General features: G+C 59.4%; 8 protein-coding genes, 1 tRNA gene and 2 pseudogenes. 6 read left to right on the plus strand and 5 right to left on the minus strand.

Annotated features, from left to right (window positions below; all coding sequences use genetic code 11):
- Positions 1-34 precede the first annotated feature (34 nt).
- Positions 35-439 carry a serine kinase/phosphatase gene (locus ACRESJ_RS14195; RefSeq protein ID WP_431758451.1) on the minus strand — a complete coding sequence of 135 codons (405 nt, stop codon included), beginning with the start codon at positions 437-439 and terminating at the stop codon, positions 35-37.
- A gap of 141 nt (positions 440-580) precedes the next feature.
- On the opposite strand from ACRESJ_RS14195, the gene can reads away from it, so the two are divergent.
- Positions 581-1,225, plus strand: a complete 645-nt coding sequence (can, locus tag ACRESJ_RS14200) for a carbonate dehydratase (protein ID WP_431758452.1) — start codon at positions 581-583, stop codon at positions 1,223-1,225.
- Between the two features lie 65 nt (positions 1,226-1,290).
- Here can and ACRESJ_RS14205 read toward each other — a convergent pair whose 3' ends face one another.
- Positions 1,291-2,463: a hypothetical protein gene (locus ACRESJ_RS14205; RefSeq protein ID WP_431758453.1), complete on the minus strand. Its 1,173-nt coding sequence runs from the start codon at positions 2,461-2,463 to the stop codon at positions 1,291-1,293.
- 58 nt (positions 2,464-2,521) lie between these two features.
- Positions 2,522-3,940: a short-chain fatty acid transporter gene (locus tag ACRESJ_RS14210; RefSeq protein WP_431758454.1), complete on the minus strand. Its 1,419-nt coding sequence runs from the start codon at positions 3,938-3,940 to the stop codon at positions 2,522-2,524.
- 200 nt (positions 3,941-4,140) lie between these two features.
- On the opposite strand from ACRESJ_RS14210, the gene ACRESJ_RS14215 reads away from it, so the two are divergent.
- The 4 genes and pseudogenes from ACRESJ_RS14215 to ACRESJ_RS14230 all read left to right on the plus strand — a co-directional run bounded on the left by ACRESJ_RS14215 (position 4,141) and on the right by ACRESJ_RS14230 (position 7,598).
- A complete protein-coding gene (locus ACRESJ_RS14215) occupies positions 4,141-5,454 on the plus strand; it encodes an MFS transporter (protein WP_431758455.1) in 1,314 nt (437 codons plus the stop codon).
- A gap of 219 nt (positions 5,455-5,673) precedes the next feature.
- Positions 5,674-6,360, plus strand: a pseudogene (locus tag ACRESJ_RS14220) (PAS domain-containing protein); the annotation flags it as partial.
- Positions 6,361-6,462: 102 nt separating this feature from the next.
- Positions 6,463-6,900, plus strand: a pseudogene (locus ACRESJ_RS14225) (methyl-accepting chemotaxis protein); the annotation flags it as partial.
- 98 nt (positions 6,901-6,998) lie between these two features.
- Positions 6,999-7,598: a flavin reductase family protein gene (locus ACRESJ_RS14230; RefSeq protein WP_431758456.1), complete on the plus strand. Its 600-nt coding sequence runs from the start codon at positions 6,999-7,001 to the stop codon at positions 7,596-7,598.
- A 48-nt stretch (positions 7,599-7,646) separates the two neighbouring features.
- On the opposite strand, the gene ggt is transcribed toward ACRESJ_RS14230, so the two are convergent.
- Positions 7,647-9,479 (minus strand): gamma-glutamyltransferase, encoded by a 1,833-nt coding sequence (gene ggt, locus ACRESJ_RS14235; RefSeq protein ID WP_431758457.1) that lies wholly within the window; start codon positions 9,477-9,479, stop codon positions 7,647-7,649.
- A 165-nt stretch (positions 9,480-9,644) separates the two neighbouring features.
- Between ggt and ACRESJ_RS14240 the strand changes: the two genes are divergently transcribed.
- Positions 9,645-10,754, plus strand: a complete 1,110-nt coding sequence (locus tag ACRESJ_RS14240; protein ID WP_431758458.1) for a DUF2817 domain-containing protein — start codon at positions 9,645-9,647, stop codon at positions 10,752-10,754.
- A gap of 100 nt (positions 10,755-10,854) precedes the next feature.
- On the opposite strand, the gene ACRESJ_RS14245 is transcribed toward ACRESJ_RS14240, so the two are convergent.
- A tRNA-Met gene (locus ACRESJ_RS14245) sits at positions 10,855-10,931 on the minus strand.
- Positions 10,932-10,935: the final 4 nt, after the last annotated feature.

Genomic DNA, 10,935 nt, shown 5'->3' on the forward strand with positions numbered 1-10,935 from the left:
ATCGCAGCCTTCGGCAGCTCCTACAAAAAGCAAATCAACGTTTGCTGTCGAGTGGATCACGTCTGGCCAGTTCCGCCTCGTCCAAGCCATCACCACCACCAATGTCATCTTTATCGACAATGCTCAGATCCCAATCGGCCGGGTTGCCTGCACCGAATTCATGGCCATCCCGGGAACCGTCGTCAGGGATCAGGGTTTCAGGGCTCATATCGTCGTCAGTGGGCTCATGGTCGTCGGTCGAAGCACCGGTCATACCCGCTTCCCGCACCCGTGCCCGTGGCATCAATTGCTCGCGTTCGCGCTCGGGTAACTCGTCACCAATCTTCGCGCTGGGCTGTTCGTCGTCGAAGTCCAACTCGTGCACCGAGCCCATGCGGTCTTCGTTATCATCGATGGGTTCTGGTTGCACCGCATCGTACGGACGTCGTGAATCAGTCATGGCAATTCCTCATACTGTGGGCCTTACTAGGGTGGACTCACCCGGCACACGGGAATTCCAACGAAAACACCTGCAATCCTTTGGTGACCCCGACGGGCGGTTGTCTGTCAAAGCAGCGAATCATTCTTGAGGCTTCCCAGCATGCACGACTTACAAGACCTGATTGATAACAACGAGCGTTGGGCTGACGCGATCACCAAGGAAGATCCGGACTTCTTCGCCAAACTGGCTCGCCAGCAAACGCCTGAATATTTGTGGATCGGTTGCTCGGATGCACGGGTGCCGGCCAACGAGATCGTCGGCATGTTGCCGGGTGATCTGTTCGTACACCGCAATGTGGCGAACGTGGTGTTGCACACTGACCTGAACTGCTTGTCGGTGATTCAGTACGCCGTCGACGTACTCAAGGTCAAACATATCCTGGTCACCGGCCACTATGGCTGCGGTGGCGTACGCGCTTCGATGCAGGATCGCCAATTTGGCCTGATCGACGGCTGGCTGCGCTCTATTCGCGATCTTTACTACGAGAAGCGTGAAGAGCTCAGCAAGCTGGCCACCGAAGAAGAACGTGTCGACCGTCTCTGCGAGCTCAATGTGATCCAGCAAGTGGCCAACGTCGGCCATACCAGCATTGTGCAAAATGCCTGGCATCGTGGGCAGAAGCTGTCAGTCCATGGATGCATCTATGGCATCAAGGACGGCCGCTGGAAAAGCTTGAACGCCACGATCAGCGGTCCAGAGCAGCTGCCGCCGCAGTACCGCCTGCGTCCTTTCCAACCGCTGTAAAGCCCTTCAGCCTGGACCTTGGACGGTCTACTGTCATTACTGACAGTAGCCCGCCATTCATCGGGTCAAAGCGGTGGGGCGGGTTTTGCAGGCGCTGGTGCGGGGGCCTTGAGTAGCTTGAGTTGGGGGGCGATCGAAGCTGACGCGCATTTGGCCACGGCTTGCGGGGTCTTGAGGTTACGAATCGAGGTATAGAACAGCTCGCAGGTTTTTTCTTTCTGGGCCACCTGCCAGGTTTGAGTACAGGTTTTCAGCTCGATGTCAGGATTGCTGTCCGGTTCACGGCCCATGGTGGCCTGCCAGCACGCAGCACTCAGGTCCTGCCCCATGACTTTGAGGCCCGCTGCATCGGCCTTGGCCTGGGCGTCACTGCCGGTATAGCTTGCCGGATCGGCGACGAACCAAATGTAGGCCGGATGGTTGGCACCCAGTACGGGCACCTTTACGCCATCGCTCGGGCTGATGTTGACCAGGCTCAACACGTTCACGGTCGGCCCGTATTGCTCTTTGACCCAGTTACGCACCGGTACTCCGAAAGCGACCATCGGCAGCGGATCGCCGCTGGCGTGCAGGCTGACTTGCTTGACCATCGCGGTCTGGTAGTCCTTGAAGTAGCCATAAACACCCTCCAGGTCCTTGCCACCGTTGGATGGCGCGGCGATCGGGGCGATGTCGATGATTGTCTGAAAGCCCGGCGTCTGTTCGGCGGGGATACCGTTGATCGTCAGCAGCGTGGCCCAGCGATCCGTGGTGTCAGATTTCAAGTAATCCTGGGCCTGGGTCAGCGAGTAGTCTGGCGGGAAGTGCAGCAATTGGACACTTCTACGGTTTTCCAGTGCCAAGCCCAGTGGCAGGAACAGGTTCCAGCTATAGGCCCACTTGCCATCGGCATTGAGTTTGCTGGCGCCAGCGTAAGCCAGATCGCCAGCGTCGAGCAGTGCAGTCAGGGGTTTTTCATAGCTTCTGGGTACACCGCTGATTTGTGCATTCAGCTGCCCCTTGTCGGTTATCACCAGGACCTTCGCATCGCTGTAGCCGTCGCGTTGCACGCTTTGGGTCAGGTAATGCTCCACGGTTTGCTCAAGGGTCCAATTGCGAAAGCAGATCACGTTGCAATTGTTGGGGTAGGCGAACAGACGAGTAACGCGTTCGGTGCTGCCAAGATTTACGGCGACATCGGCATGGGCAGCGGCACTCAAGGTGAGTGCCGCCAAGGTGAGTCCTGCGAGTTTTATCATGCTCAGATCCTTTTCAGCGTGGATTCGCGCAGGGTTCTGCACCGTCAGGGCCGGCTGATCAAGGTATCACCGGCGGCGTATACGCCAGCGTCGTCCCCAGCGCCCACAGCAAGAGTAGAACCAGCGGCGTGTGCACCAGTAATTGCACGAACGAGAAGCCGATCAAGTCCCGTGCCTTTAACCCTAGCACGCCCAGCAGAGGCAGCATGTAGAACGGGTTGATCAAGTTGGGCAGCGCTTCGGCGGCGTTGTAGATCTGCACGGCCCAGCCCAGGTGGTAGTTCAAGTCGTTGGCTACTTGCATCACATAGGGTGCTTCGATGATCCACTTGCCGCCGCCGGACGGAATGAAGAACCCGAGGATCGCCGAGTACACGCCCATCAGCAGCGCATAGGTGTCGTGGGAAGCAATGCTCACGAAAAAGGTCGAGATGTGATGGGCCAGGGTTTGCGCATCGGCGCCTTTGACGGTGGTCATCAATGCTGCAATCGAGCCGTACAGCGGGAACTGGATCAGCACGCCGGTAGTGGTCGGCACCGCGCGGGCCACGGCATCGAGGAAGCTGCGTGGCCGCCAGTGCAGCAGGGCGCCGAGCATGATGAACAGAAAGTTGTAAGTGTTCAGGCCGGAAATGGCACTGATTGCCGGTTTGGTCGAGAACTCATGGAACAACCATCCCGCGGCCAGCAGCACCAACAGTATGGTCAGAAGCGGACTGTGTTCCAGCCATTCGCCAGGACGGGTTCGCGGTTGCAGAGGTGGCAGGTTGAAGCTTGGATCGACGCCGCAGGCCTGGGCGTCCCGCGCGGTATTCGGGCCTGGGGCAGTGGCGTAGGCAATGATCAGCGAGATGACAATCAGGGCCAGCAACATCACGCCCGATTGCCAGAGGAAGATGGTTTGGGTGAACGGAATCACCCCGGTGATCGACAGAATCGACGGTGGCAGGCTGGCCGGGTTGGCCTGCAATTGCGCAGCAGACGACGACAGACCTAGGGCCCACACCGCACCGAGTCCCAGATAGGCGGCTGCACCGGCAGCGCGATAGTCCATTTTCAGATCTGTACGGCGGGCGAGGGCACGCACCAGCAAGCCGCCGAACACCAGTGACAAGCCCCAGTTCAGCAGTGACGCGACCATGGAGATCAGCGCAACCCAGGCCACCGCCGAGCGACCGTTTTTCGGCAGCTTGGCCAGGCGGTCAATCAACTTCACCGCTGGCGGTGAACTGGCAACCACGTAACCACCAATTACCACGAAGGCCATTTGCATGGTGAACGGGATCAAGCTCCAGAAGCCATCACCGAACGCCATGGCGGCATCGGTGGGTTTGGCGCCCATGGCCATCGTAGTCACGGCCACAATAATGACAGCCAGGGCGGCAAACACCCAGGAGTCGGGGAACCAGCGTTCGGCAAAGCTTGAGCAGCGCAGGGCAAAGCGGGCGGAGCGGGTATCTTCGATATCTGCGGCCACGGGAATACCTCGAATTTTTATGTTTGTTGTGGTCTTCGGGGCGGCAGAGGCCCGTCTAGACAGATCTCAACATTAATTCACCCGCAATTTTTTTGCGGGTCTGATTTGCGGATATGGGGCTTTGGTCTAACGGGTTGTCCACAGGCGCATTTGCGTAGACCATGGGCGCCTTGGTTTTTGCCTGTGCCAGAGTTCTTTTCATGACTGCCAATACTGATTCACGCCCGGCGCCGTTCAGCCGCTCGGATTACAAGACCCTGGGGCTCGCCGCCCTCGGCGGGGCGCTGGAAATCTACGACTTCATCATCTTCGTATTTTTTGCGTTGACCTTGAGCCAGTTGTTCTTTCCGCCGGAAATGCCCGAGTGGATGCGCCTGTTGCAAAGCTTCGGAATCTTCGTCACCGGTTACCTGGCGCGGCCTTTGGGCGGAATCCTGATGGCGCATTTTGCCGACCGGTTGGGGCGTAAAAAGGTCTTCAGCCTGAGCATCCTGATGATGGCGCTGCCGTGCCTGCTGATCGGGATCATGCCGACCTACGCGCAAATCGGTTACTTCGCACCCCTGCTGTTGTTGGCCCTGCGGGTTTTACAGGGGGCTGCGGTGGGGGGAGAAGTGCCAAGCGCCTGGGTGTTCGTCGCAGAGCATGCACCGGTGGGCCATCGCGGTTATGCCTTGGGCTTTTTGCAGGCAGGGCTGACATTTGGCTATTTGCTGGGTGCCTTGACGGCGACGTTCCTGGCCCAGGCCTTCACCCCGGCAGAAATCCTTGAATTCGCCTGGCGCTATCCGTTCCTGTTGGGTGGCGTGTTCGGTGTGATTGGCGTCTGGTTGCGCCGCTGGCTCAGCGAAACCCCGGTTTTCATGGCCATGCAGGCCCAGCGCGAAGAGACTGTTGAATTGCCGCTGCGGGCGGTTCTGCGTGAACACCGATTGGCCATCCTGCCGGCGATGATTCTGACCTGTGTGCTGACCTCGGCGGTCGTCGTATTCGTGGTCATCACCCCGACCATGATGCAGAAAACCTTCGGCATGACCGCTAGCCACACCTTCGCCCTGAGTGCGTTTGGCATCGTCTTTCTTAACATTGGTTGCGTGCTTGCCGGGTGGCTGGTCGACCGGATGGGCGCCTGGCGCACAGTGATGCTGTATAGCCTGTTGTTGCCGCTGGGCATCGGCGTGCTTTATGGCTGCTTGATCACCGGCGGTGATTGGGTCGGCTTGGCTTACGCCGTGGCCGGGCTCGCGTGCGGTGTGGTCGGTGCGGTGCCATCGGTCATGGTCAGCCTGTTTCCGGCGCGGGTTCGTGTCTCGGGCATTTCCTTCACTTACAACATTGCCTACGCGGCCTGGGCGAGCATCACACCGCTGTTGTTGATTGGCCTGATGCCGTGGAGTCCTTGGATCTGTGTGATTTTCTGCGCAGTCATGGGTGCTGTGGGTGTGGGCAGCGCCGCGTATTTCGGTGCGCGTGTGCCCAACGTTGGACGTTGCCCGGCGGTGGGCGCTGCCTGAGTGACGGGCTCATCGACAGCGACGAAAGTATTTTTTGTAGGACAAAGCTCAAAAGCTCTTCAGAAAAGACCCGCAAGGCCGATGGTTAGGCTGTAAGTCGCTTTCTATCCAGTCCATCGGTGCGTCCTCATGTTCAATAAACGCTTGAAGCAGGAGCTGTCGGCTCTTCGCGAAGAACTCTCCAGCCTTCAGCAAGTGAAGGAAAGTCTGGAAAGCGAGATGCTGGTGCTGACCCTCGATAGGGATGGGCGGGTTCAATCGGTCAATCAGAACTTCGCCAGCGAGATGCACTACAAGAGCAACGAGCTGGTCGGCCGGCACATCGACGAGATCGTTCCGGATCATGTGAAAAACGACGAGTTCCAGCGGCGTTTCCATACGGCGCTGACGCGTGGCGAACATTTTGCTGGCACCGTGCGTTTGTTGCGCGGCACCGGCCAGGAAGCCTGGTTGCGTTCGATCCTGCAGCCGGTACGTTCGTCGGACGGCCGGATCAGTTGTTTCTCGATTTTCTCCAGCGACCTGACGCGCACCATCGAAGCCTCCCGCGAACATGAAAACCTGATCGGCGCACTGGTGCGCTCGACGGCGGTGATCGAGTTCGACCTGAACGGCAACGTGCTGATGGCCAACGATCGCTTTCTCTCCGGCATGGGTTACAGCCTGGCGCAGATCAAGGGCAAGCATCACCGCACCTTTTGCCTGCCAGAAGATTACAACAGTGCCGACTACCAGAATTTCTGGCGCCGCCTGAATGCGGGCGAGTACGTCGCGGGCCGTTTCAAACGCATCGATAGCCATGGTCGTACGGTTTGGCTGGAGGCGTCCTACAACCCGGTGGTCGATGCCAACAACAAACTCTACAAAGTGGTGAAGTTCGCCACGGTGATCACCGATCAGGTCAATCAGGAGCAGGCCGTAGCCGACGCGGCGAATATTGCCTACAGCACATCGCAGCAAACCGATCAGAGTGCACAGCGTGGCAATGCCGTGGTGACTCAGGCGGTGGATGTAATGCGTGATCTGGCCAAGCACATGCAAACCGCCGGCGATGGCATTGAAGCGCTGAACGAACAGTCGTTGGTGATCGGCACAATCGTCAAGACCATCAGCGGCATTGCCGAACAGACCAACCTGCTGGCGCTCAATGCCGCCATCGAAGCGGCCCGTGCGGGTGAACAGGGCCGGGGTTTTGCCGTGGTGGCGGACGAGGTCCGGCAACTGGCTTCGCGTACCAGCCAGGCCACCGATGAAATCGTTCTGGTGGTACGTCAGAACCAGGACATGGCACGCAATGCGGTGGCTCTGATGACCGATGGCAAGCTTCAGGCTGAACAAGGGCTGGCATTGGCGGCTGAGGCAGGCACGGTGATTGTGGAGATCCAGGACGGCGCTCAGAAAGTGGTGAATGCGGTGGGCCAGTTCGCCAATCAGTTGTCGACCTGAGACCAACGTTCAGCTCGATAAATGAAAAGATCGCCAGCGGCGATCTTTTCATTTCAAGACCGCTACAATCGGCTCTTTTCTCCAAGGAGCAGACTTCCATGAGCGTCTCCCATCGCCGTCCGGTGCCCTTGTCCAAGGCTTATCGTCTGCTCAATCACGGGCCGACCGTGTTGGTCAGCGCGGCCCATGGTGGCCAGCGCAACATCATGGCGGCGGCGTGGGCCATGCCGCTGGATTTCGAGCCGCCGAAAATCGCTGTGGTCCTCGACAAGTCCACCTGGACCCGACAACTGCTTGAGGCCTCTGGCACCTTCGTGCTCAACGTTCCCTGCGCTGCGCAAGCCGATATTGTACAGACCGTCGGCTCGACGTCCGGCCTGGAGTTGACCCAAAACCAGGGGCGCGACAAATTCCAGACCTACGATTTACAGACGTTCGCTGGTGAATCCGTCGAGGCGCCAATGCTTGAAGGCTGCGTCGCCTGGCTGGAATGCCGACTCTTGCCTGAGCCAGGCAATCATCAGCAATACGACCTGTTCCTCGCCGAAGTGATTGCCGCTCAGGCGGATGAGCGAGTGTTCAGTGACGGGCGCTGGCACTTCGAGGGGCAAGATGCATTGCGCACCTTGCACCACGTCGCTGGCGGGCATTTCCTGAAGATTGGCGACCCGGTGGACGGCAAGACCCTGGCGCCGTAAGGCAGCGGCGGCTACACCCGGATGACCGTTGAGGTGAGCGCTACAGACTCAATCCCCCAACGCCTCTCCCTCGCGCCGTGGATCGGCGCCTCCTGCCAGCGACGCTTTGCCTTGCGCATCCTTGACCCGAACTATCGCTTGGGTGCCGCTGGTCATGTCGATTTCAGTCACGTTATGGCCTTTGTCCTTCAGTGCCTGGATCAGCGTCGGGCTGAATTGTCCGCGTTCCAGTTCGGTAGGGCCATTACGGCTGCCGAAGTTGGGCAGGCTGATAGCCGTTTGCGGATCAAGGTTCCAGTCGAGCAGGCCGACGGTGGATTTGGCGACATATTCGATGATCTGTGAGCCCCCGGGGGAGCCGATGCTGGCGAGGAATTCGCCGCTCTGACGATCGAAGATCAATGTGGGGGCCATCGACGAACGTGGGCGTTTACCCGGTTCGACGCGGTTGGCGACTTTCTGCCCGTTTACTTCGGGGATGAACGAGAAGTCAGTCATCTCGTTGTTGAGCAAGAACCCCTGAACCATCACATGGGAGCCGAAGGCGGATTCGATGGTGGTGGTCATCGACACGGCGCCGCCCTGGTCATCCACCGCCACTACTTGCGAAGTGGAAATGCGCAGCGGCGAACGGTCCGGCGCGTAGGCAACCTGAATGCCCGGCGGTGTCCCCGGTTTAGCGACGCCCATGCTGCGCTCACCGATCAGGCTGGCGCGGCTGGCCAAATAGGTCGGATCAACCAGGCCTTTGACGGGCACCGGCACAAAGTCGGTATCAGCGACGTATTGGGCGCGGTCGGCATAGGCCAGGCGTTCGGCTTCCGATATCAGGTGCACGGCGTCTGGGGATGGCTCCAGGCCGGCCGGAGCGCTGGTACTGACCGGTTTCATCGGTGCGAGGGCAAAGCGGCTGTCGCGAGCTTCCAGGGCTTGCAGGGTGCCGAGGATTTGCGCCACGGCAATCCCACCCGATGACGGCGGCGGCATGCCGCAAACCTGCCAGCGCTTGTAGTCGGTGCACAGCGGGGCGCGTTCCTTGGCGCTGTAGTGGGCGAGGTCGTTCAACGACAGGCTTCCGGGATTGGCGTGGCCCTGAACCTTGGCAACGATTTCCTGCGCGACAGGGCCTTTGTACAACGCGTCCGGACCTTCTTTGGCGATGCGCTGGAACAGCGCGGCCAATGCCGGATTTTTCAGCAGAGTGCCACTGGCTTTCGGGTTGCCATCGGGATTGAAAAAGTAGGCCATCATCTGCGGCGAACGAGCCATGGACGAGTCCGAAGCGATCAACCCGTGCAGGCGCGGCGAGATGGTGAAGCCTTGCTGAGCGAGCTGGATGGCCGGTTCGAACAATTGTGCCCATGGCAGGCGACCGTGTTTTTGATGCGCCAGTTCGAGCGCTCGCAACACGCCCGGCGTTCCTACTGAGCGACCCCCAATCTGCGCCTGGGTGAACGGCATCGGTTGGCCATCTGCTTGCAGAAAGAGTTTCTCGGTGGCGCCGGCCGGAGCCGTTTCGCGGCCGTCGTAGGTGCGCACGGATTTACCGTCCCACAGTACGATCAGCGCACCGCCACCAATTCCCGACGATTGTGGCTCGACCAGCGTCAACACTGCTTGCATCGCAATCGCGGCGTCGATGGCCGATCCACCACGACGCAGCATTTCCCGTCCGGCTTGCGCCGCGAGCGGGTTGGCGGCAGCGGCCATGTGCTTTGAGGCATGCCGGGTCTGCAGGTCGGTGCGAAAGCCGCTGGCGCTTTCCGGCGCAACCGGCAGTGTCGGGGCCAGGGCGCTACTGCATGCGGCGAGGGTCAGAGTACTGGCGATCAGCGCGAGGGCTGGCAGGCGATAGCGGCTCAAGTGCAAGGCTGAGAACACTGGGACACTCCGTCCGTGGGAAATGGGTTCAGAGGACTTTATAGGCCGTCATGGAGTGACGCAAACCGCTTCCTACGACCAACAGGTTTTTGCCCTTCATGATCGGGCGGATTTTCTGTAGGGTCGTAGTCAGTAGTCAGACCAGAAAAACAACAAGAGGTAGACATGCAGAACGAGTTCCCGACCCAGCCCAGCTACCGTGCCCAGCGTGAACAATTCCTCGCGGCAGCAACCGCGGCCGGGGCGACGATGACCGAGTATCGCCATCCCTTGAAAGGCCCCTTCGGCGAGGACCTGAGCACCGACGTGGCGGTTCTCGGAAACCCGGCGGCCAAGCGCCTGCTGATCGCGTTAAGCGGGACCCATGGCGTCGAAGGCTTCTACGGTTCGGGTTGTCAGATCAAATGGATGCAAGAGCTGGGCAAGCGCACGCTGCCAGCCGACGTTGCCGTGGTCATGATCCATGCCATCAACCCTTGGGGCATGGCGTGGTTGCGCAGGGTCAACGAAGACAACATTGACCTGAATCGTAATCACCTGAATTACCAAAAAGCACTGCCGGATAACCAGGCTTACAACGCGTTGCATGAGATTTATGCTTGCACGCAGTTGCGAGGTGCCGAGCGTGATCGGGTCGATGCCTTGCTTGATGAGCAGATCCAGCGTGATGGATGGTCGGCGGTCATGTCGATTGTCGAAGGTGGCCAGCACGCTCATCCAGATGGGTTGTTTTACGGAGGGCTGGCGCCGAGTTGGTCGAACCGCACTTTGCACCAGATCATGCAAAACCATATGGCCGATGCTGACATCGCCATGTGCTTCGACCTGCACACCGGCGCCGGTGAATACGGCCATCCGATGCTGTTGACGATTACCGAGTCTGCCTATCCGGCGCTGCCGGATGCGCAGGCAATTTATGGCCCGTGGCTCTACAGCCTGCAAACAGGCGCCAATACGGTCAGCGAAACCGGCGTGGCGGCGACTGCCACCGGCTACACCTCGCAGGCGTTGCTCGATGCACTGCCGCAGGTACGGCTGATGCCGTTTGTCATTGAGTGCGGGACGTATCCGGGGCCGGACGTTCATCAACATCTGCGTGATGATCACTGGCTGCATCTGTATGGCAATCCCTGTGATGCGACAGGGCGCGAGATCAAGCTGAATCTTCTGGAGCAGTTCTATCCTGCCGACAGCGATTGGCAGGCGATGGTCTGGTTGCGAACCTGGCAGATCTGGGAGCGGGCGTTGTCGGCATTGCCAACGATTCGGACGTGATTGATTGAGTGCACGGCGGTTCGGGTAACGCTGTAACCGCCGTGCATTTTTTCGAGGCATAAAAAAACGGCCTACCTTTCGGTAAGCCGTTTTTAGTACTTGGTGGCTACACAGGGACTTGAACCCCGGACCCCAGCATTATGAATGCTATGCTCTAACCAACTGAGCTATGTAGCCAAGT

This window comes from Pseudomonas sp. (genome assembly GCF_050739655.1).
Lineage (GTDB): Bacteria > Pseudomonadota > Gammaproteobacteria > Pseudomonadales > Pseudomonadaceae > Aquipseudomonas.

Excerpts from the sequence above, each read along its gene's own strand:
- ACRESJ_RS14205 (WP_431758453.1), bottom strand. The coding sequence starts at position 2,463 with ATGATAAAACTCGCAGGACTCACCTTGGCGGCACTCACCTTGAGTGCC.
- ACRESJ_RS14240 (WP_431758458.1), top strand. The coding sequence starts at position 9,645 with ATGCAGAACGAGTTCCCGACCCAGCCCAGCTACCGTGCCCAGCGTGAA.
- can (WP_431758452.1), top strand. The coding sequence starts at position 581 with ATGCACGACTTACAAGACCTGATTGATAACAACGAGCGTTGGGCTGAC.
- ACRESJ_RS14215 (WP_431758455.1), top strand. The coding sequence starts at position 4,141 with ATGACTGCCAATACTGATTCACGCCCGGCGCCGTTCAGCCGCTCGGAT.
- ACRESJ_RS14230 (WP_431758456.1), top strand. The coding sequence starts at position 6,999 with ATGAGCGTCTCCCATCGCCGTCCGGTGCCCTTGTCCAAGGCTTATCGT.
- ACRESJ_RS14195 (WP_431758451.1), bottom strand. The coding sequence starts at position 439 with ATGACTGATTCACGACGTCCGTACGATGCGGTGCAACCAGAACCCATC.